The sequence below is a fragment of the Halobacillus litoralis genome (genome assembly GCF_020524085.2).
In the GTDB taxonomy this organism is placed as follows: Bacteria; Bacillota; Bacilli; order Bacillales; family Halobacillaceae; genus Halobacillus; species Halobacillus litoralis_E.
Genome location: NZ_CP129016.1, coordinates 1,855,807 through 1,877,976, shown reverse-complemented (window position 1 = coordinate 1,877,976; position 22,170 = coordinate 1,855,807). Strand labels below are relative to the sequence as shown.

Annotated in this window: 20 protein-coding genes, 1 other RNA gene and 2 pseudogenes; 11 read left to right on the top strand and 12 right to left on the bottom strand. The window is 44.1% G+C overall.

Features of this window, described 5'->3' with window-relative positions; translation table 11 throughout:
• The first annotated feature begins 57 nt into the window (after window positions 1-57).
• Window positions 58-813 carry a YqcI/YcgG family protein gene (locus LC065_RS09400; RefSeq protein WP_226591913.1) on the top strand — a complete coding sequence of 252 codons (756 nt, stop codon included), beginning with the start codon at window positions 58-60 and terminating at the stop codon, window positions 811-813.
• Here LC065_RS09400 and LC065_RS09395 read toward each other — a convergent pair.
• A pseudogene (locus LC065_RS09395) lies at window positions 802-2,125 on the bottom strand (amino acid permease). The gene LC065_RS09400 and the pseudogene LC065_RS09395 overlap by 12 nt on opposite strands.
• Before the next feature lie 118 nt (window positions 2,126-2,243).
• On the opposite strand from LC065_RS09395, the gene LC065_RS09390 reads away from it, so the two are divergent.
• On the top strand, window positions 2,244-3,185 hold the full coding sequence (locus LC065_RS09390) for an arginine deiminase family protein (RefSeq protein ID WP_226591916.1): 942 nt from the start codon (window positions 2,244-2,246) through the stop codon (window positions 3,183-3,185).
• Between the two features lie 104 nt (window positions 3,186-3,289).
• Here the strand turns inward: LC065_RS09390 and ssrA are convergent.
• Window positions 3,290-3,652: a transfer-messenger RNA gene (gene ssrA, locus LC065_RS09385) on the bottom strand.
• A 97-nt stretch (window positions 3,653-3,749) separates the two neighbouring features.
• Window positions 3,750-4,214, bottom strand: coding sequence for an SsrA-binding protein SmpB (gene smpB, locus LC065_RS09380; protein ID WP_226591918.1), 465 nt, complete (start codon window positions 4,212-4,214; stop codon window positions 3,750-3,752).
• A gap of 158 nt (window positions 4,215-4,372) precedes the next feature.
• Here smpB and LC065_RS09375 point away from each other — a divergent pair, with 158 nt between their 5' ends.
• The 3 genes from LC065_RS09375 (at window position 4,373) to LC065_RS09365 (ending at window position 5,754) form a co-directional block, all read left to right on the top strand.
• On the top strand, window positions 4,373-4,981 hold the full coding sequence (locus LC065_RS09375) for a GNAT family N-acetyltransferase (RefSeq protein WP_306163923.1): 609 nt from the start codon (window positions 4,373-4,375) through the stop codon (window positions 4,979-4,981).
• Complete coding sequence (locus LC065_RS09370) at window positions 4,950-5,240, top strand: hypothetical protein (RefSeq protein WP_306163922.1); 291 nt, start codon at window positions 4,950-4,952, stop codon at window positions 5,238-5,240. Before LC065_RS09375 ends, LC065_RS09370 begins: the two co-directional genes overlap by 32 nt.
• A 94-nt stretch (window positions 5,241-5,334) precedes the next feature.
• Window positions 5,335-5,754 carry a Thoeris anti-defense Tad2 family protein gene (locus LC065_RS09365; RefSeq protein ID WP_226591922.1) on the top strand — a complete coding sequence of 140 codons (420 nt, stop codon included), beginning with the start codon at window positions 5,335-5,337 and terminating at the stop codon, window positions 5,752-5,754.
• A 42-nt stretch (window positions 5,755-5,796) separates the two neighbouring features.
• Here the strand turns inward: LC065_RS09365 and rnr are convergent, their stop codons facing one another.
• The 3 genes and pseudogenes from rnr to secG all read right to left on the bottom strand — a co-directional run bounded on the left by rnr (window position 5,797) and on the right by secG (window position 9,861).
• A complete protein-coding gene (gene rnr / locus LC065_RS09360) occupies window positions 5,797-8,085 on the bottom strand; it encodes a ribonuclease R (protein ID WP_226591924.1) in 2,289 nt (762 codons plus the stop codon).
• 40 nt (window positions 8,086-8,125) lie between these two features.
• Window positions 8,126-8,870: pseudogene (locus LC065_RS09355) on the bottom strand (alpha/beta hydrolase).
• A 757-nt stretch (window positions 8,871-9,627) separates the two neighbouring features.
• A complete protein-coding gene (gene secG, locus LC065_RS09350; RefSeq protein ID WP_220584122.1) occupies window positions 9,628-9,861 on the bottom strand; it encodes a preprotein translocase subunit SecG in 234 nt (77 codons plus the stop codon).
• Window positions 9,862-10,223: 362 nt separating this feature from the next.
• On the opposite strand from secG, the gene LC065_RS09345 reads away from it, so the two are divergent.
• From LC065_RS09345 to ytzI, 6 genes are all read left to right on the top strand, one after another.
• Entirely contained in the window at window positions 10,224-10,973 is a 750-nt protein-coding gene (locus LC065_RS09345) for a DeoR/GlpR family DNA-binding transcription regulator (protein WP_226591928.1), read from the top strand.
• A complete protein-coding gene (pfkB, locus tag LC065_RS09340) occupies window positions 10,970-11,884 on the top strand; it encodes a 1-phosphofructokinase (RefSeq protein ID WP_226591929.1) in 915 nt (304 codons plus the stop codon). Before LC065_RS09345 ends, pfkB begins: the two co-directional genes overlap by 4 nt.
• A gap of 15 nt (window positions 11,885-11,899) precedes the next feature.
• Entirely contained in the window at window positions 11,900-13,795 is a 1,896-nt protein-coding gene (locus LC065_RS09335; RefSeq protein WP_226591931.1) for a PTS fructose transporter subunit IIABC, read from the top strand.
• A gap of 54 nt (window positions 13,796-13,849) precedes the next feature.
• A complete protein-coding gene (locus LC065_RS09330) occupies window positions 13,850-14,116 on the top strand; it encodes a phosphocarrier protein HPr (protein WP_226591933.1) in 267 nt (88 codons plus the stop codon).
• Between the two features lie 4 nt (window positions 14,117-14,120).
• Window positions 14,121-15,839 (top strand): phosphoenolpyruvate--protein phosphotransferase, encoded by a 1,719-nt coding sequence (gene ptsP, locus LC065_RS09325; RefSeq protein WP_226591934.1) that lies wholly within the window; start codon window positions 14,121-14,123, stop codon window positions 15,837-15,839.
• Window positions 15,840-15,922: 83 nt separating this feature from the next.
• Window positions 15,923-16,084, top strand: a complete 162-nt coding sequence (gene ytzI / locus LC065_RS09320; RefSeq protein ID WP_226591936.1) for a YtzI protein — start codon at window positions 15,923-15,925, stop codon at window positions 16,082-16,084.
• Window positions 16,085-16,092: 8 nt separating this feature from the next.
• Here the strand turns inward: ytzI and LC065_RS09315 are convergent, their stop codons facing one another.
• The 6 genes from LC065_RS09315 to LC065_RS09290 form a co-directional block, all read right to left on the bottom strand.
• A complete protein-coding gene (locus LC065_RS09315) occupies window positions 16,093-16,683 on the bottom strand; it encodes a nitroreductase family protein (protein WP_226591938.1) in 591 nt (196 codons plus the stop codon).
• 10 nt (window positions 16,684-16,693) lie between these two features.
• Entirely contained in the window at window positions 16,694-17,275 is a 582-nt protein-coding gene (locus tag LC065_RS09310) for a YdcF family protein (RefSeq protein WP_226591940.1), read from the bottom strand.
• 90 nt (window positions 17,276-17,365) lie between these two features.
• Entirely contained in the window at window positions 17,366-18,652 is a 1,287-nt protein-coding gene (eno, locus tag LC065_RS09305) for a phosphopyruvate hydratase (protein WP_226591942.1), read from the bottom strand.
• 13 nt (window positions 18,653-18,665) lie between these two features.
• Window positions 18,666-20,204, bottom strand: coding sequence for a 2,3-bisphosphoglycerate-independent phosphoglycerate mutase (gene gpmI / locus LC065_RS09300; protein ID WP_226591944.1), 1,539 nt, complete (start codon window positions 20,202-20,204; stop codon window positions 18,666-18,668).
• Window positions 20,197-20,958 carry a triose-phosphate isomerase gene (gene tpiA, locus LC065_RS09295; protein ID WP_146816838.1) on the bottom strand — a complete coding sequence of 254 codons (762 nt, stop codon included), beginning with the start codon at window positions 20,956-20,958 and terminating at the stop codon, window positions 20,197-20,199. Before tpiA ends, gpmI begins: the two co-directional genes overlap by 8 nt.
• Window positions 20,959-20,977: 19 nt before the next feature.
• On the bottom strand, window positions 20,978-22,159 hold the full coding sequence (locus LC065_RS09290) for a phosphoglycerate kinase (protein WP_306163921.1): 1,182 nt from the start codon (window positions 22,157-22,159) through the stop codon (window positions 20,978-20,980).
• Window positions 22,160-22,170: the final 11 nt, after the last annotated feature.

The window sequence follows — 22,170 nt, the reverse complement described above, 5'->3', positions numbered from 1 at the left end:
CACCTATACCCGCTCTCTCCAATAGGATATGGATGTATCCTAGGAGGGAAATTTTTTATGTTGTACACCAAAGAAGAAATAGAGAACCACGCAAATGACCTCGACCTTTGGCAACTTAAGGCTTATCATCAATTCTCGAACATGATGACTCAGCGAGAGAACCCTTATCCTTGTGTACCTGGAATACAAGGTTTTATGAAGAACATGTTGCGATTCGGGTTTGTCGGAGATCCACGTTCAGATGAAAGTACAGATCATTTAGCTGAATTATTAACGGAATATGGTGAGATATCCAGATCCACAGGGAACTACGCATCCCTCGTAATCTTTTGCGATACCCGAAAACTTCTGGATGAACAAACGACGATGGACGAATATGAAGAGGTTTTTTGGACTTTACTGAACGTCACACACACGAAAGATCCATCCCCTTGGCCGGAAGACATACCAAAGAACCCTGAGGACCCTGCATGGGAGTTTTGTTTCAATGGTGAACCTTACTTCGCATTTTGTGCGACCCCTGCCCATGAAGTCAGGAACAGTCGAAGCTTCCCTTGTATGTTGCTCGCTTTCCAGCCACGCTGGGTTTTTGATGAAATCAACGATTCGACTCCTTTTGGAAGAAGAATCAAAAAGGTGATTCGCAAGCGGTTAGAGGATTACGATGGTATCCCTACCCACCCTGCCTTAAAATGGTATGGACAAAAAGATAACCATGAGTGGAAACAATACTTCTTGAAAGACGACGAATCATCCCTATCCAAATGTCCCTTTACGGCATTGAAAAACAAATGGAAAACTTTACGCCCCTGAGCCTGGATGGGGTGTTTTCTTTTGCTTCACCCATGTTGCAAAGCCGATCAGGACCAGGAACGCTAAGCTTACAAAAAAACCGATCCGAGTCATGGAATCAATCCACGTGCCTGTTACAGCTACAATAATTAGACTGATCCCAATGAGCACGAGCAGGGTTCCCTTTTTCCCTTTCACCATCAACTTTTTATAAGACAGGAGGATGAAAGCCCAGTTATATAAGAGCATCAAACCTGCTGCCGTCGTTACATATTCAAAAATCCGATCAGGCAGCAGCACAGCAAGAATAATGGAGAGAATGACAACGAAAATGGTTAGAAGAAAGGCAGGCTTTGATACTTTCCCTTCCTCCTTCTCAGCGAATATGCCAGGTGCATCCCCTTCTTCACTCAAGGCCATCAGCATGGTTGTGACAGCATATAGAGATGCTACCATGGTTGAAAATCCAGCGATGATTAAGACACCGTTGAATACATGTGGCACCCAAGGAAGGGAATATTCCGTCAAGGCTGTCAGAAAAGGACTTTCCTCAGTGGAAATGTTCTTCCATGAGGTAAGTTTAAGAACAAAATAAAAGCCGACCACGTAGACACTAGTGAGCACGAAGAGCATCATTGTCCCGGACTTTGGTGCATCCTTAGGGTCTTTCAATTCATTGGCCATCAACCCCATGACTTCGATCCCTCCAAACGCATAAAACGCGTAGAGCAGGGCGATCCACAGCCCGGACCACTTCCCATCAAAAATGGAAGAAAGCGGGCTTGTCATAGCCTTCGGTTCTCCTCCCCCAATGTTTCCAGTCACAGCAAGGATCGCTATAAGAATGAACATGATGATCGCAGATATTTTTATTAGCCCGCAAACATTCTCCATTCGCTCTACTTGTTTGACCCCAAGCCATATCACCAAGAGACCAAGGACGGCAAAGACACAAGCCAACACCCATAGAGGAATTTTTTCAAACCAGAACTGCGCAAAAATGGCGAGGGCCGTTAATTGACTCCCCATAATCAACATTTCTGAAGACCAGTAAACCCAGCCATTACTGAACCCAGCCCATGGACCAAAAGCTTGTTTGGCATAAGTGCGAAACGATCCTTTTTCCGGATGATTCGCTGTCATGGCGGCTAAGGAACGGAAGACAATATACGTCCCAATCCCTGCGGTGAAATAGGCTAGCAATACCGCTGGCCCGGCTTTTTCAATGGCGATACTGGACCCCAGAAAAAAAACCTGTTCCAATAATACACCCAACCCCGATGAACGACAGCTGCCACCATGATAGTTTTCCTTTTTTATGTACTTCGGCCATGATCACCCCTCCTTCTGCGTTTAGTTTGAAAGGATTTGCCAGGATTATGTGTGAAACGAAGAATGTTTTATGTAGTTGAGGAGAAAGTATCAAGAGATATAGAAGGAGCGTGGCATTCATGATGAATTGGAACCCTAATTGCTGGAATGAATACGATGAACTTAAAAATGTGGTTGTATGCACACCTTCCGTTCTCCATGTCCCTGATCAACAAACCGCAACAGATATCCGTTGGGAAAAAACAGCGGATAGCAATAAAATGAAGCACTGTTTTGATCATATGGTCGAGGCTATGAGTAAAGAGGGAGTCCAAGTTGTCGACTATTCCACTTACCTCAAGGAAGAAGAGAAAGCCTTCCATGAACAGTTGATCAATCGCGTTTTTGTAAGAGACCTAGCCTGTGTCTTCGGTAATAAAGTAATCCCGGGTGAAGCGGGGACCACGATGAGAAGACCAGAGTATTTTCATGCCCACAAAATTTTCGAACAGTGGTTTGACGAGGAACAATATTCCATCCATGAAAATGACAAAGCTAATGCGCTTGAGAATGGCGATGTATTTGTTTTAAACAAGGATGCAGCCTTCATTAATGTAGGAATGCGGTCAAGTTACGAGAGCGCAAAAGCATTAAAAGAGAAGATTATTCCTCTCGGTTTTTCTGAGGTTGGTATCATCGACCTGCCTCGGCGCGGAGACACGATGCACTTAGACATGAATTTCAATATTGCAGGAGCAGGAATAGCCTTAGCCAAAAGTTATATGCGCTATTTCCCTGTTGAAGTCTTAACCTGCACAGGATCGTCCTATGTCATGATGCACGAATTTCTTAAGCGACACGGTTATGAAATCATTTGGACAGAGGAAGTAAAGCATACGGTAGCGGATATCAACTTTTTAAACCTAGACCCTGAAACATTGTTGATTAGCTCAAAAGCCCACAAAAAAATCTTCCATCACGAACGCCTGAAAAAGAAACGGCTGATCGAAGTGAATGTGGACGAATTGGAAGCAGGGGGCGGGGGAATCCGATGTATGACTTTACCCATTGAAAGAAGGTAATATGGAAAATAAAGTAAGACCTGGTCACCCAAAAAATGGGTGACCAGGTCTTACATATTATGGTTATTTTATTTTGAGCATAAAAAAACCACCAATGTATGTATTGGTGGAGACGGTGGGAGTCGAACCCACGTCCGGAGATATCGGCACTCGGGCTTCTACGAGCGTAGTTGATATATTATCATTCACTGCCTCTTCAGCCTACCAACAGGCTTCCGAGGAGCTAGCCTGATTGTTCTCTTCGTTTTTCCTCAGGCGGTGGAAAAACGCGTAGCCCACTTTAGTTTGAGACCCTTCATCTAGCACATGGGCGATGCCAGGAAGGATCAGCTATAGACTACTTACGCAGCTACAGCTAGGTTTTCGTTAGATTCGCCAGTTATATTTAGGCAAATGACGGTTTTACGAGGCGTCGCTCGACTCGCAACCCGAGCTCGACCTATCCCCGTCGAATCCGTAACGTCCCCGTTAGGATTAAGGGATAACAGTCAAGCTGTTGATCCATGTCGTGTTGACGACAAATATTATTATAGCAGAAATATAATATTTTTCAAGAGGCAGCTGTTAGCGAAGGCTGTCCTTGATTGCTCGGTCGATCTCACGCTTCTGCTGTTTACGCTTCAAGTCTTCTCGTTTATCATATTTCTTCTTGCCTCGACCAACTCCAACAAGCACTTTAGCCACACCATTTTTAATATACACTTTCAATGGTACTAAAGAATAACCTTTTTGCTGGGTTTGACCGATCAGCTGATTGATTTCTTTTCGGTGCAGCAACAGCTTACGGGCCCGTGTCGGTTCATGGTTGTAGATATTCCCCTGCTCATATGGAGAAATGTGCATGTTGTGCAAATACACTTCCCCTTTATGGATACGGGCAAAGCTGTCTTTCAAGTTCAAACGTCCATTACGGATCGATTTGATTTCTGTCCCCTGTAAGACGATTCCTGCTTCAAACGTTTCTTCTATGGCGAAATCGTGACGGGCTTTTTTATTTTGAGCTAATGTTTTTCCATGTCCTCTTGGCATACCTTTTCCTCCTCTGTTGCGTCCCTTCATTGTACCAAAACTCATAAGCATTTCCAATTGATATCAAGCGTGATGAAGTCTAATCTTTCTGAATAGACTTTTTCTGTCAGCGTGTGAGAATATTAAGTTGCACACGCTTGATAAAGGAGATACACCCCATGGAACAAGTCATGAATGTAAAACCCTTAACGATTGAAGATTATCCGACCCTCAAAGAAATGGATACAGGGATTGAAGACGACTATGTGGTTCGGATTTTTGACCGACTCGTCACTTCTGACAGTCATGAACTCTTCGGTCTTTTTCAAAATGGACAAATGCTTGCGGTTGGCGGCTACAGCTTATTCGGTAAGGATAAATTCGCTATGCTCGGCCGTCTGAGAAGTGATCGACGTTTTCAATTGAAAGGAAATGCCACGGAACTGCTCAAACCTGTGGTTGATCAATTAAAAAAAGACCCTAGAGTTAGCTGGATCGGCGCGAACACACACCTTGGAAATCTATCTGCACGACGTGTCCTTGAAAAACTCGGGATCGATCAAGGACCAATTATTCACTACCTGACTTTAAAACACCCTGATTTATTGGCAGGACATACGCCAGGTCCTGTATGGAAGCCAGTCGATGGTTTGAAAAGGAAGCGGGACCTGCTGACAGGTTTAAAAGAAAACGCCTTGGATACATTTCCATACGAATGCTACTACCCCTTCCCTTTTGATGAGGCGCTTTTCACCGATGATTATTTGCAGGCATGTTCCTTTTTTTGAGAATCCTGATCAAAGTCGGTTCGTCATTATAAAAAATGATACAAAAAAATACGATTACTCTCATGTCAAATACTTCTGGGACGATCATTATGATCAACCGGGCTTTTTTGAAACTGTCCTCCACCATTGGAACAACAACCCGGATAATGTCGGTTGCTGGATTGACTTTTCGGACCAGGGCTTCAAGAACATACCTGAACTCTCCCCCTATGATGTCCAGGAACCATGGATCCTTTACGGCACTTGGAAAAAGGCATAATTATAAGAAATCTCCAGCATATATTGACAAGCTCCTTCATAGTATTTAGAATCCTCTAAAGGAAAAATTTTAACGCAAGAAAGGATTAAAGACTATGAACTTTATGCAAGCCGTACAGCTACTAGATGAAGGTCATGCTTTGGAACGTCATACATGGAAGAATTCCGGATATATTGTAAAAGATGAAAAAGGTAAGATTGTTTTCTTTGATCATAATGAACCAACTTTTTACTCTTTAACCACAGAGGATGCTCTCGCTTCTGATTGGGAACAAACAAATAAAGATCAATGGACGATTGTTTCTGTCTCTCATGATCGCGAATTGATGCAGGGGAAACTTTTTGTTTCTTATCACATTTGCTCTGAAAACAAAGGCAGCATCATGAACAATCACCTGGTGGAAGAAGATGAATTATCTCAATGGGCCCGTTTCGTAAATCTGGACCTTGCTAATTCCGCACGGTACTTGAATGAGCAGGATGTAGCCACTGTTCAAAATACAATTAGTGCATAAAACATCACTAAAAAAACGCGCGAAATCATTCGCGCGTTTTTTTTATTTTTTCTTTTTGCTTCCTTTTTTAGGGACGCCTTTGTTTCTGTAAAAAGGTTTGTTTCCTTTTTGTTTGTTTTTCTTTTTATCTTTTTTCCGATCCGGACCTTTGGACTTGATCTGTTTCGGACGCTCTGGGCGTTTCCGCTCTTTTCTCGGTTTCATCCCATCAATTTCGAAATCCACGACCCGCTCTTCAATATTGACGTTCGTCACCTTGATGGTTACTTCATCACCGATACGGTAAACATTGCCGGTACGTTCACCAATCATGGCATACTGTTTTTCATGATAGTGATAATAATCGTCAGTCAATGTACTCACGTGAACCAGTCCTTCAACCGTATTCGGAAGTTCAACAAACATTCCGAAACTGGTCACTGAGCTGATGACCCCTTCATATTCTTCACCGATTTTATCCTGCATGAATTCAGCCTTCTTCAGGTCATCCGTTTCCCGTTCGGCATCAACTGCAGCTCGCTCCATTTCGGAAGAATGGCGGGCGATTTCAGGCATTTGATCTTTCCAGTGTTTCCGCGTCTTATAATCCAACTTTTCTTCAACCAAATAAGTACGGATCAGACGGTGGACGATCAAGTCGGGATATCGTCTGATTGGAGACGTGAAATGTGTGTAGAAATCTGTTGCCAGTCCGAAGTGACCGAGACCTTGAGGGTCATACTTCGCCTGCTGCATGGAACGCAGCATCAACTTCGAAATAATCATATCTTCCTGTGTACCCTTCACTTCTTCTAACACCTTCTGCAAAGCCTGCGGATGAACATTGTCCGCCGTTCCTTTAACTGAATACCCCATATTGGCAACAAATTCGAAAAAGTTCTGAAGCTTATCTTCATCCGGGTCCTGGTGGATACGGTGAATGAACGGAACATCCATCCAGTGGAAATGCTCCGCTACGGTTTCGTTCGCAGCCAACATAAATTCTTCAATTAAACGTTCGGCGACAGAACGCTCACGCAAGCGGACGTCGACTGCTTTACCTTCTTCATCAACGACAACGCCAGCTTCTTTAAAGTCAAAATCAATGGCGCCGCGCCCCATTCTTTTTCCTCTTAAGATACTTGCAAGCTTCTCCATATCTCTGAACATCGGCACAAGTTCTTCATATCTTTTAATCAATTCAGGATCTTCGTCCTGTAGAATGCTGTTCACATCTTTATAGGTCATTCGTTCATTAGTCTTAATGACACTTTGGAATATTTCGTGGTTCACGACTTCTCCATGGCTGTTGATTTCCATTTCACAGGTCAATGTCAGTCGATCCACTTGAGGATTCAAGGAACAGATCCCATTGGATAAACGGTGCGGAATCATCGGAATCACACGATCCACTAAATACACACTCGTTGCACGTTCTCTCGCTTCCTGATCAATAGGAGAGCCTTCTTTCACATAATAGGTGACGTCGGCAATGGAAACGCCGAGCTTATAGTTTCCATTATCAAGCTTTTTGACCATGACGGCATCATCAAGGTCCTTAGCGTCTGCTCCATCGATTGTCACGATCATTTCATCACGCAGATCGCGGCGGTTCTTGATTTCGTCTGGGTGAATTTCATCCGGCGTGTCTGCCGCTTGCTGCAATACTTCCTCAGGAAAGTCCACTTTAATGCCATGTTTATAAATGATGGAGATGATATCAATGCCCGGATCATTTTTATGACCAAGGATTTCTACGATTTCCCCTTCAGCACTCATTCTATCTTCAGGGAACTTCGTAATATTAACAATGACTTTATGTCCATCAATCGCCCCGTTATTCTGGCTCTTCGGAATAAAGATATCATTTGGAATCCGCTTATCATCGGCAATAACAAAACCGAAATTGCGGCTGGATTCGTATGTTCCAACGACACGCGTCGTAGCTCTTTCCAAAATACGGATAACTGTACCTTCCGGCCGCGTCCCATCCTCTTTCCGTTTCTCAATACGAACGAGGACTTTATCATTGTTCATGGCTGAATGAAGATCGGAATGATGAATATACACATCATCCTTATCCTCCTCATCAGGAATCAGAAAAGCGAACCCTTTCGCATGCATTTGAATACGCCCACGAATCAGGTTCATTTTTTCCGGAAGACCAAAGCGGTTTTTACGCGTCCGGACAAGCTCTCCCTCTTCCTCAAGCTCATTCAATGCCTTCATGAGGTCCTTGAATTCATCAGAACTCCCAAGTTCCAACGTATCTTCAAGCTCTTGTACAGATAGTGGTTTTGATGCTGTTTCTTTGAAAAAGTCTAAAATTTGCTGTTTCAATTCTATACTCAATTGACATACCTCCTCTTAAATGAAGGACAACACTCTATGGTCATGACCAGTCCAGAGACTCAAGGAAAGCGAGGACGTCTTCGTGCAACTGCTCTTTTTCCTTATCCATCGTGATTACATGGCCAGAGTTTTTGTACCATTTAATATCTTTTTTTATCGGCTTCTACTTGTTCATAAATATAGTTTGCACTTTCTGTGTTAATCATTTCATCATTTTCTGCTTGTACAACAAAAGTGGGCGTGTAAATTTGATCGACTTCATCATGGACTTCCGTAATGAACCCGCCCAACTGCTTAAACATCTCTTCTGATTCACTGAGAAGTTCCTGTACTTCGCGATCAATGGTTTCTTTATCTTTTCCTTCTAATTGTTTGTACTGTCTCGCTTTAAATTCAAACCCTTGGGTCAATTGTTTCTCATTATCAAAAAACATCGGCGAACACATGGTAATGATTCCTTTAATAGGCTCCGAATAAGCAAGCTTTAAGCCAAGGACACCTCCAAGGGACAAGCCTGCGACGGCAATTTTCTGATAGCCGAGTTCACGCAAATGATTCAAGGCATTCTGAACATCCGCCCACCAGTCCTCGGGCCTTGCTTCGATCAATGCTTCAAGCTCTTTTCCATGCCCAGCATAAATCGGAGCGTGAGATGTATAGCCGTGCTTTTGTAAAAAACGGCCAAGCATCCGCACATCGGCAGAATGGCCAGTAAATCCATGTAGTAATAATACCGCACGTTCTCCTTCCTCAAACGTAAATGGCTGAGGTTGTTTAATTTTCATGTCATTCTCTCCTTACTTCATCTATGTCCTGTTTTTAAGATTTCATTCTAAAGTGCAATGTATTCTATTTTACCAAAATTAAGTTCCCCTGGCACATTTTGAACCTGAACAAGCGTCTCCCCCTGTTTTTCAGCTGAATAGCAGGATTGTGTAAGACTCGATTTGGAGATGTTCCGTGGTTCGTTCACTGCGTTGAGCGTCAGGGGTGGTCGGGAAGCAACTCGCTTTCCTGTGGGGGAGCGCCGAGCTTCCTCGGGCTACCGCCCTGCGGGATCTCGTCTATCTCCTTTCTCCCCACGGGAGTCTCGCAGCTTCCCAGCCACCCCTTTCGACGTAGGAGAGAAACGAACCCCTTGCTGATTAAAAGTATCTTTGATGAATTCTAATTTTATAGTCATAAAAGCTAAAGACTCTATAACAAGCTTTTTCATTCATAATAGCGGTTAAAATATGGATGTTGCTTTACTTTCCTTGTAGAAAAAAGCTCCTTTTCCCGTAAGTGGTTTCAATATACTTATATGGCGGAGGGGAATGGCGAGACTCCTGCGGGAAAAAAGTGCAGGGTGAGACCCCACAGGACGCAGTCCGAGGAGGCTCACCGCGCTCCCGCGGAAAGCGAGTTATTCCCCGCAGCCCCATCCACTCATCAAAAGTCTCGAAACTGAGTCTTCCACAATCGGGAGCTATTGAGCAGGATAGGTTCGAGTAAGTGAGCATAAAAAAACTGCGCTTCATTTTATGAAGCGCAGTTTTTGGATTAACCGAGGACATATGCAGTTAAGAAAGCTAATACAAAGAAAAGAACGCCTGTTACTACCGTTGCTTTGTGCAACACTGCGTCAATTCCCCGCGCTTTCTGCTTCCCAAATAGTTGTTCCGCTCCGCCAGAAATCGCTCCTGAAAGACCGGCACTTTTTCCAGATTGCAATAGTACAAGGACGATCATTGCAATCGTATTGATGGTTAATAAAGTAATCGCAAGTGTTTCCATGATGTGCCCACACCTCCTAAAAACGTACAGATAACTAGTTTAAATGTAGCATAAAAGCCTTTCCTCAGCAAGCTAATTCTTTATCCCAATAGGGTATGACTCAAGTGATGGAATAATTTAAAGAAGGAATTATTCATTGGTTGTTTTGAACATATTAAATGAGAGAATTCGTAAGTCCTTATGTCATTGAATGCGCGGGACATGCACGTCTGCAAGACCCCACAAAACAAACTCTCCCTATTTATTCTCAGCCTTAATGAATACTAATGATTGAATTTGATTGTTTTTGATAGTTTATGGTTGATTTTTGTAAGGGTTTTCTTTTATTATGGATATAGACAACAAGCAAGGAGTGTAGGAACATGCTTACACCAGAACGCCAACAACTCATACTAAAAACTGTCAAAAACAATCATACAGCAAAAATTAAACGTTTAGTCGAAGTGACAGGGGCCTCAGAATCAACAATCCGCCGTGATCTGGACCAGCTGGAGGAACAAGGTCTTTTAAGACGCGTCCATGGGGGTGCATCGCTACCAAGCTCAGCAAGTGAAGAACCAACCATGGGTGAAAAAATCACGAAGTTCCACAGTGAAAAGCAGGCAATCGCTCAATTCGCAGCCTCTCTCGTCCAAGATGGGGATTGTATTTTCATCGATGCTGGATCAACGACTTATGAGATGATTCCACTCCTTAAAGAGAAAAATATCATCGTTGTAACGAATGGATTAAGTCATCTGGATGCCTTAAACACTCACCATATCAAAACCTACATCCTAGGTGGACTGGTCAAACACCAGACAGGAGCAGTCGTCGGTGCCGGTGCGATTCAAAACTTACAACAATACCGCTTTGATCAATGCTTTATGGGTGCAAACGGAGTCACAATAGATGATGGATACACAACACCGGATCCCGAAGAAGCTGCAATCAAACAAATGACATTGAATTTATCGAAGAATCGTTACGTACTTGTCGATCATTCCAAATTTGAAAATGTTTCTTTCATGAAATTTTCTGATCTATCGGAAGCAGAAATCATTACAAACTACAACGGAACAGCTATTGATGACTATCGTAAGAAAACGAATATAAAGGTTGTGACAACATGATTTATACTTGTACATTAAACCCTTCCATTGACTACGTTATGAACGTCGAAGATTTTGAGCCCGGGGGTTTGAACCGTGCAAAAGAAACCTTCTATTATCCTGGAGGGAAAGGCATCAACGTTTCTCGTGTCATGAACCGTCTTGGTGTCAAAACAAAAGCGCTCGGGTATATCGGCGGCTTTACCGGCACCTTTGTTCAACAGTTTCTCGACGAAGAAACCATCGATCACGCTTTTATTCAAACATCTCAAACGACAAGAGTGAACGTAAAACTGAAAAGTAACATGGAAACAGAAATCAACGGCCCTGGAGCGGAAATAACAGCACCTCTACAGGAGAAGCTCTTAGAGCAAGTGAGGGATCTTTCCAATAGAGACACTCTCGTTCTTGCTGGAAGTCTTCCTTCGTCCCTGCCTTCCGATTTTTATATAACCATGGCTTCGATCTGTGCTGAAAATGGAGTAAAAGTCGTTGCCGATACATCAGGGGAAGCATTGGAGCAACTCCTTGGCCACCCACTCTTCCTATTGAAGCCGAACCATCATGAATTGGGTGAGCTTTTCAATGTAGAAATTGATACAAAAGAAAAAGCGGCTCAATACGGAAGGAAGTTGATTGATCAAGGTGTTGAGCACGTGATTGTATCGATGGGCGGTGAAGGTGCTGTGTATGTAGGCAGAAACCACGAAATGTTCGCTAATGTCCCTAAAGGTCATGTGAAAAACTCTGTTGGAGCTGGAGATTCCGTTGTCTCCGGTTTTCTAGCCGCACTGGAAAAAGAGGAATCAATCCAACAAGCTTTCCGTTATGGCGTGGCTTCAGGAAGTGCCACTGCTTTTCAGGATGATCTTTGTCAAAAAGATGATGTAGAACGATTACTATCTGATATCCACGTTTCCAATATAAACTAAGGGGAGTGAATCACTATGAAAATTACAGATTTACTGACGAAAGAAACCATCGTATTGAATATGTCTGCCTCTTCCAAGCCAGAGGCAATCGATGAGCTTGTCGGTCAACTGGATCGTGCCGGTAAGCTGAATGATCGCGATGATTTCAAGCAAGCCATTGAGGCACGTGAACAACAAAGTACCACAGGGATTGGCGAAGGAATCGCCATCCCGCACGCAAAAACTTCTGCTGTAAAGGATCCTGCCATCGCTTTCGGAAGATCGCAGGATGGATTAGATTATGAATCCCTAGATGGACAGCCGACAAACCTATTTTTCATGATCGCAGCTTCTGAAGGCGCTAACAACACGCATTTAGAAACACTGTCCCGCCTTTCTTCCTTTTTAATGGATAACAAATTCCGCCAGCAGTTGGAAGAAGCAAAGACAGAAGCTGACGTAATTGAAGCGATTAATGCTAAAGAAGCGGAAGAAGATGAAGAAGAAACGGAAGAACAAAACACTGGTAAGATTCTTGCGGTTACTGCGTGTCCTACCGGAATTGCCCATACGTATATGGCAGCAGATAAACTAAAAGCGACAGCGAAAGAGATGGGTGTGAACATAAAAGTTCAAACCAATGGTTCAAGCGGAGTCAAAAACCGACTGACAAGTGAAGACATTGCCGAGGCAGATGCAATCATCGTTGCCGCGGATACAAAAGTTGAAATGGAACCTTTCCAAGGGAAGCCGGTCATTGAAGTACCTGTCGCTAAAGCAATTCATGAACCAAAAGAATTGATCGAAAAAGCAACCAAAAAGGATGCGCCTGTCTATCAAGGCACTGGTGAGAAAAAGGAAGGTTCTCAGGATAAAGGGCAGCGCACAGGTTTTTACAAACATCTGATGAATGGTGTATCAAACATGCTGCCTTTCGTCGTTGGTGGAGGAATTTTAATTGCGATTTCCTTCTTCTGGGGTATCAATTCTGCGGATCCAACACACGAGGAATACAACCGCTTCGCAGAAATGTTGAACATCATAGGTGGCGGAAATGCCTTCTACCTACTCGTTCCAGTCCTTGCAGGTTTTATTGCTTCAAGTATCGCAGACAGACCAGGTTTTGCACCGGGAATGGTTGGTGGACTGATTGCTATTACACAAACGGCCAATGAAAATGCATCGAACGGTTCTGGATTCCTTGGTGGATTAATTGCAGGTTTCTTAGCCGGTTATTTAACGTTACTCGTTAAAAAATGGCTAGAAGGTTTACCAGCTATATTAGATGGTATGAAGACCGTGCTCTTCTATCCTGTCATTACAATCTTCGCCACCGGTATGATTATGTTACTGATTAACCCAGCACTGACAAGCGTTTATACAGCGTTATTTGGATTTCTTGAAAACATGAGTGGATCAAACCTTGCTCTCCTCGGCCTGATTGTCGGTGGCATGATGGCTGTCGATATGGGAGGTCCAATAAACAAGGCGGCCTACACATTCGGTATTGCAGCTCTTGATGCAGGGAACTATACATTTATAGCAGCTGCGATGGCTGGCGGCATGGTTCCCCCTCTTGCAATGGGCTTAGCCACGACTATTTTCAAAAATAAATTCACGAAACAAGAGCGCGAAACAGGGAAAGCCGCTTATCCACTTGGAGCTTTCTTCATCACAGAAGGAGCCATTCCTTTCGCAGCAGCTGACCCGGCCCGTGTGATACCTTCTATGGTCGCAGGTAGTGCATTGACAGGTATGCTGACAATGTTATTCGGAATCGGTCTACGCGCCCCGCACGGCGGTATTATCGTTGCACCGCTCGTAGAAGGTGGATTCATGCAAATCCTCCTTTATCTAGTGGCAATCATTGCCGGTACAATTCTTGCAGCAATTGTTGTAGGATTCTTGAAAAAAGACCTCCAAAAGGCTTAAAATAATAAAGTTAGGGTAAGTCATAAACAATAGCATGTTTAAGGAGGAATTATAATGGTAGAGAAAACTTTTAAAATTACATCGTCCGACGGTGTTCACGCGCGTCCAGCAACAGTACTTGTACAAAATGCAGGAAAGTACGAGTCTGATATTAACCTACATTACAAAGAAAAATCCGTTAATCTTAAATCCATCATGGGAATCATGAGTCTTGGGATCCCTGCAGACGCTGATGTCAAAATCACAGCAGAAGGCAGTGACGAACAAGAAGCGATCGACCATTTGGAAACAACTATGAAGAACGAAGGCTTGGGGGAATAACAGCATGACACAGCTTCAAGGTATTGCAGCTTCCAGCGGAATTGCGATTGCAAAGGTTTACCGCTTGGAAGCTCCGGATCTTTCTTTCGATAAGAAAGAGATCGAACAGCCGGAACAAGAAGTCAAACGCCTACATGAGGCTCTGGAAACATCAAAGTCAGAGCTTGAAAAAATTAAAGAACATACAAGAAAATCTTTAGGTGACGAACACGCAGAAATCTTTTCTGCTCACCTACTGGTCTTAAGCGATCCAGAATTGATCCAACCGATCGAAGATAAGATCAAGAGCGAAAACGTTAACGCAGAAGCCGCTCTTTCTGAGACGGCAAACATGTTCATCGACATGTTCAAAGGTATGGACAATGAATACATGCGTGAGCGTGCGGCAGACATCCAGGACGTAACAAAACGAGTAATGGCTCACCTTCTTGGGGTGACATTCCCGGATCCTGCACTAATCAACGAAGAAGTTGTCATCGTCGCTGACGATCTGACGCCTTCTGATACCGCTCAATTGAACAAACAATACGTAAAAGGGTTCACAACTGATATCGGCGGTCGTACGTCTCACTCTGCCATCATGGCTCGTTCTCTTGAGATTCCTGCAGTTGTCGGAACAAAAAATATCACTTCCCAGGCTGGGAAGGATACCATGATCATCGTTGATGGAATCAATGGTGACGTCATCATTGATCCGAGTGAAGATCAAATTGCTGAATACAAGCAAAAGCAGGAGGACTTCGAGAAACAAAAACAAGAGTGGGCGAAGCTTAAAGATGAAGCGACTGTCACTTCTGAAGGCGACCACGTAGAGCTTGTAGCGAATATCGGAACTCCTGACGACGTTGAAGGCGTTTTGAACAATGGTGGCGAAGGTGTCGGTCTTTATCGAACAGAGTTCCTTTACATGGGTAAAAACCAGCTACCGACAGAAGATGAACAGTTTGATGCTTACTCTTCTGTACTGAAGCAAATGGGAGACAAGCCAGTCGTTGTACGTACACTGGATATCGGTGGAGACAAGGAGCTTGACTACTTGGATCTTCCTGAAGAAATGAACCCATTCCTTGGGTACCGTGCGATCCGCCTTTGTCTGGAGCGCGACGATATTTTCCGCGTTCAGCTCCGTGCATTGCTGCGTGCCAGCGTCCACGGCAACTTAAAAATCATGTTCCCGATGATTGCTACGCTTGAAGAATTCCGCCAAGCTAAAGCGATCCTTGAAGAAGAGCGTGCGAACCTTAAAGAAGAAGGCCAGAATGTATCAGATGAAATCGAAGTCGGAATGATGGTTGAAATTCCTGCAACAGCAGTAATCGCCCGTCAGTTCGCTAAAGAAGTCGATTTCTTCAGTATCGGTACCAATGACCTTATTCAATATACAATGGCCGCTGACCGCATGAACGAGCGCGTGTCCTACTTGTATCAGCCGTACAACCCGGCGATTCTTAACCTGGTTAACAACGTGATTGAAGCAGCACATGCGGAAGGCAAATGGGCCGGCATGTGTGGAGAAATGGCTGGAGATGAGATTGCCATCCCTCTTCTACTTGGACTTGGTTTGGATGAATTCAGCATGAGTGCGACATCCATCCTTCCTGCTCGTACGCAGATCAGAGATCTATCCAGAAAGGAATGGACTTCTTACAAAGAAGATATCCTTTCTATGGGTACAGCAGAAGAAGTTGTCGCTTTTGTCAAAGAAAAAACACAAACAAAGTAGTATTTGTTTGATGAGTGTGGGAAAATAGATGTATGCCGATCTACTTTCGGCTCAAGTTCTAGACGAGAAAGAGATGTGTTTCCATGACATTTACTGTGATCATGATCGTATGTATCGCGATTGTTTTGGGGATTGCCGCCATGTTTGGCATGGCTGTCTCTAAAGGCTACGATTACAAACACACCATTGACCCATTACCAGACGACAAACGACATAAAGATGAACACAAAAAAGCTGACGCTTAAAGATTGCGTCAGCTTTTTTTATTTCCATCGCATAAGTCAAGTTTCTGTTGGATAGGTGTACGAACCTTTGGCTTCGGGATCCGTTTTGGGTAACCCATCTGCAACACAGAAACCAACTTGAAACGCTGGCTATCGAGCCCTATAGCTTCAGAAAATTGGTCATCATGTAAATAGGGACTCGTCGTCCAAAGAACGCCAACTCCCTCTTCCCACGCTAGAAGCTGCACATTTTGTATATAAGCGCAAACAGCGGCATAATCTTCTTCATATTTACGAACATCCTCATCTCTTTCCATGTAAATCAAGGCATGGTGAGGAATATTCAATAAGAAATCACGGATTCCTTCTTCGAGTCGAGAGGTTTTGTTTACGTCATACCCATCAAAGAATCCTTGCCTTCGATAACTTTCCATTACTGCTTCAGCATACGCTTCTTTTCCTTGATCTTGATATAGACGGATCTGCCACGGTTCTTTCATCCGATGGTTAGGCGCCCATGAAGACTCAGCGAAGATACGTTCCAACACTTCACGATCCACTTTCTCCTCTTTATACTCATGAATCGAGCGGCGGCTTTGTATTGCTTCCAACAACTCCATCTCGTACACCTCACAACATGATCAACTTTGTCACAGGCTGTCCCATCCAATAGCCCCATTCACGCAAGAAAAATGGTACTTTCGTTTCCATGCTTTTATAGGCCGAATACTGAGTCGGGACACCTTCAACATTCATATCCAGATGCTTGGCCATAGCCACAGCTCTTTTTAAATGAAATTGGTCACTGACAATTAGAAAGGAACGAATGCCTTTTTCAAGACTGACTTCTTTCGCATTACTCAAATTATCCGCGGTGATGAGTGATCGATCCTCAAACAGAATATCTTCTTCTTTTACTCCATGTTCCATCGCATAGTCTTTTCCTACTTCTGCTTCAGAGGAAGCGGCCTGCTCACTTTTACCACCCGTAAGAATCAAATATTCGACATGTCCTTCTTTATATAATTCAATGCCCTGCTTCAACCGCCCCTCAAAGACAGGGCTTGGCTTTCCATTCCATTGCGCAGCACCGAGGACGATGGCTGCATCGGCTTCCGATACTTTTTCATCACCATAGGTCCACACGGAATACCCGGTGTATAATGCATAACCTATCATCAAGAATAAAATGATCTGAATGAATCTTTTCATATCTCTTGGTTCTCCTACTCCCTGAATATATGTTCCATCATATCATAGAAAAAAGCCTCTCTGAATCATCAGAGAGGCTCATTTTAAAACTTATTTATTCAAGTTGTAGAATGCTTTCTTACCTGCATATGTTGCAGTTCCAAGCAGCTGGTCTTCGATACGAAGAAGCTGGTTGTACTTCGCTACGCGGTCGGTACGGGATGGAGCACCTGTTTTGATTTGACCCGCATTCGTCGCAACAGCGATGTCTGCAATTGTCGCGTCTTCTGTTTCACCAGAACGGTGAGAGATGACAGCTGTGTAACCAGCACGCTTCGCCATTTCGATTGCTTCGAAGGTTTCAGTAAGTGTACCGATTTGGTTCACTTTGATTAGGATGGAGTTGCCAACGCCTTCTTCAATCGCACGGCTTAGTTTCTCAGTGTTTGTTACGAACAAATCGTCACCGACAAGCTGGACGCGGTCTCCGATACGGTCTGTAAGAAGTTTTGTACCTTCCCAGTCGTTTTCATCAAGACCATCTTCAATGGAAACGATTGGATACTTGTTCACAAGCTCTTCATACCAATCAACCATTTCTTCAGACGTACGTACCACACCTTCACCTTTCAGGTTGTACTTGCCATCTTCATAAATCTCAGACGATGCAACGTCCATCGCAAGCTGCACTTCTTCGCCTGGCTTGTAACCAGCCGCTTCGATCGCTTCGATGATTGTAGATAGAGCTTCTTCGTTTGAACCAAGGTCAGGAGCGAATCCGCCTTCGTCACCTACAGCTGTGTTGTAGCCTTTGCCGCCAAGTACCTTCTTAAGAGCGTGGAAAATCTCAGCACCCATACGAAGCGCTTCTTTGAATGTCGGCGCGCCAACAGGCATGATCATGAATTCCTGGATATCTACATTGTTATCCGCGTGCTCTCCACCGTTTACAATGTTCATCATTGGTGTTGGAAGTGTAGCTGCTGTGAAGCCTCCAAGATACTTGTAAAGTGGAAGACCTACAACGTCTGCAGCCGCATGTGCAACAGCCATGGATACGCCAAGAATAGCGTTCGCACCAAGGTTTCCTTTGTTTTCTGTACCGTCAAGCTCTCTCATCATTTGGTCAATGATTACTTGCTGCGTTACGTCCATACCTAGAAGGTTTGGAGCAATCTTTTCGTTTACGTTATCAACAGCGTTTTGTACGCCTTTGCCAAGGTAACGTTCTTTGTCACCATCACGAAGTTCTACAGCTTCGTATTCACCAGTGGAAGCACCACTTGGAACAAGTGCTGTACCGAAAGCTCCGGATTCTGTGTAAACTTCTACTTCAACAGTTGGGTTACCACGAGAGTCAAGGACTTCACGTGCATATACGTCAGTAATGTAAGGCATGAATATCTCTCCCTTATTTTTTAATTAGTGATTTTCCTGTCATTTCTTCAGGTTGTTCAACGTTCAAGAGCTCAAGCAATGTGGGTGAAAGATCACCAAGAATTCCTCCATCACGGAGTTCCGCCCCATCCTTCGTCACAATGACGGGCACAGGGTTTGTTGTATGAGCTGTCATAGCGTCTCCATCCAAGGTCGTCACCTCATCAGAGTTACCATGATCAGCCGTAATGATCGCGTGTCCACCTTTTTCGTGGATCTTATCTACGATCTTGCCTAAGCATTCGTCCACTGCTTCAATCGCTTTAATGGTCGGCTCAAGCATCCCTGAGTGTCCAACCATATCAGGATTGGCAAAGTTTAGAATGATGGCGTTGTGCTTTTCAGCATCCAGTGCCTCAAGAAGAGCATCTGTGACTTCATAAGCACTCATTTCTGGTTTCTGATCATACGTCGCTACTTTTGGAGAATCGATGAGGATGCGCTCTTCCCCTTCGAATTCTTTTTCGCGGCCGCCGCTCATGAAAAACGTCACGTGTGGATACTTTTCTGTTTCAGCGATACGCAACTGCTTCATGTCATTGTCAGCAAGGACTTCCCCGACTGTATTTTTCAAGTCATTCGGAGGGAAAGCAATCTTACTTCTGACCTGGTCGCTGTATTGCGTCATTCCAACAAAGTGAAGGTTTTTCGGTGCGTTTTCACCACGATCATAACCATCAAAATCGTCATTTGCAAATGTACGAGAAAGCTGAATGGCGCGGTCTGGTCGGAAATTGAAGAAAATGATACTGTCTTCATCTTCTACTTTTCCGATCGGGTTGTTGTCCTCATCTGTTAGAACAACAGGCTCCACAAACTCATCATACACTTCCTGCTCATAAGAATCGTCGATTGCTTTGATTGGATCCTTGTACGTCGGCCCCTCACCGTAGGCAATGGCATCATAAGCTTTCTTGACACGCTCCCAGCGATTGTCACGGTCCATCGCGTAGTAACGACCAGAAAGGGTAGCAATTTGACCAACGCCCACTTCTTCAATCGCTTCCTGTGTCTGTTTGATATAAGTCTTAGCCGATTTCTGACCTACATCACGGCCATCTAGGAATGCATGGATGAAAACTCTCTCGAGTCCTTCTTCTTTCGCCAGCTTCAAGGTAGCGATCATATGGTCGATATGACTATGGATACCACCATCAGATAACAGGCCGAAAATATGAAGAGCTTTATCTTTTGTTTTCGCTTCACGAACCGCGTTCAGCAGCACTTCATTCTCAAAGAAGTCCCCTTCACGAATGGAAAGGTTGATTCTTGTCAGACTTTGATAAACGACACGGCCTGCGCCGATGTTCAAGTGACCAACTTCAGAGTTGCCCATTTGACCTTCTGGCAGTCCGACAGCTTCCCCGCATGCCGTTAATTGAGAATGCGGAAATTGGTTCCAGTAACGATCAAAGTTTGGCGTGTTCGCTTGTTTGACAGCATTCCCTTTCTCTTCATCACGAAGAGCGTAGCCATCAAGGATGATTAAGGCAGCCAGGTTTTTATTACTCATTCTTACCTGCCTCCACTAGTTTTAGGAAGGAATCAGCTTCAAGGCTGGCCCCTCCTACTAGAGCACCATCAATGTCGGACTGAGATAGTAGTTCATCAACGTTTGCAGGCTTCACGCTGCCACCGTATTGAATGCGGACAGCTTCCGCTGCATCTGCACTGACATAATCACTGACGACTTTACGGATGTGTGTACATACTTCATTCGCTTGTTCAGACGTAGCTGTACGCCCTGTACCAATCGCCCAGATCGGCTCATAAGCAATGATTGTTTCTGCACATTGATCATTTGTAAGACCGTCCAATGCTTTTTTCACTTGTGTCTCAACAACGTCCATCGTTTCATTTGCTTCACGCTGTTCTAGAGATTCCCCTACACAAATAATTGGTGTTAAGCCATGGTTGAATGCAGCATGAACTTTTTTGTTTACCTCTTCATCCGTTTCCTTGAAGATTTCACGACGCTCGGAGTGACCAAGTACGACGTAAGAAACTCCAAGTTCTTTCAGCATGACCGGGCTTACTTCACCAGTGAACGCACCGCTTTCCTCAAAGTGCATGTTTTGAGCACCGATTTTAAGGCTTGTGCCTTCTGTTTCCTCTACAAGTTTTTGTAGAAAAGGAAATGGAGCACAAACAACCGATTCTACCTGCTCAGAGGAAGGTACTTCGTTTTTAGCTGTTTGAATAAAATCTTCCGCTTCACGGTGGTTTTTATTCATTTTCCAGTTACCAGCGATTACTTTTTTACGCATATGGTTTCACCTCTCCTTTTTATTTATCGTTCAACAAGGATACACCATGAAGATCTTTACCTTCCATGAATTCCAAGGAAGCACCGCCACCTGTGGAGACGTGGTCCATGTCATTTGCGTATCCGAATTTCTCAACGGCTGCTGCAGAGTCGCCTCCACCGATGACCGTGTAGCCATCTGTTTCGGAAAGAGCATTCGCTACAGCTTTTGTACCGTTAGCAAAAGATTCGATTTCAAAGACGCCCATAGGTCCGTTCCAGATAACCAATTTGGAATCTTTAATAACTTTCGCATATTTTTCTCTCGTTTTCGGACCGATATCAAGGGCTTCCCAATCGGATGGGATGCTGTCGATTCCGACTTCTTCCTTGTTCGCAGAATCAGAGAAATCATCAGCAACAACAACATCTTCCGGCATTAGGAAGTTGACGCCTTTCTCTTCTGCTTTCTTCATATATTCTTTAGCTAGATCGATTTTATCTTCTTCTAGAAGTGATTTACCGATTTCATGACCTAGTGCTTTTACGAATGTGTAAGCAAGACCTCCACCGATAATCAAGTTATCAACTTTATCGATTAAGTTGTCAATGACACCGATTTTATCTTTTACTTTCGCACCACCAATGATGGCTGTGAATGGACGCTCAGGGTTAGACAAAGCCTTACCTAGAACATTGATTTCTTTCTCCATCAGGAAACCAGCAACGGCTGGGATATGCTCCGCAACACCTGCTGTAGAAGCATGGGCACGGTGAGCAGCACCGAATGCATCATTTACATAGAGGTCAGCCATGTCTGCAAAAGCCTTGGCCAATTCCGCATCATTCTTCTCTTCACCAGGATGGAAGCGAACGTTTTCAATCAGAAGAACATCACCGTTTTCCATTTGAGAAATGGCTTTGTTCACTTCAGCCCCGTGAACTTCATCCGTTTTTGTAACGGTTTGTCCAAGAACATCGCTCAGACGATTGGCTACAGGATCAAGACGAAGGTCTTCGACAACTTCCCCTTTAGGGCGTCCAAGGTGACTGGCAAGAATGACTTTCGCACCGTTTCCAGTCAGGTGCTTGATTGTAGGGAGGGCAGCTTTGATTCGAGTGTCGTCTGTGACTTCTCCCTCACTCATCGGTACGTTGAAGTCCACACGGCAAAAGACCGTTTTTCCTTGCACTTCAACATCGCGGATTGTTTTCTTATTCATAGAATGACAAC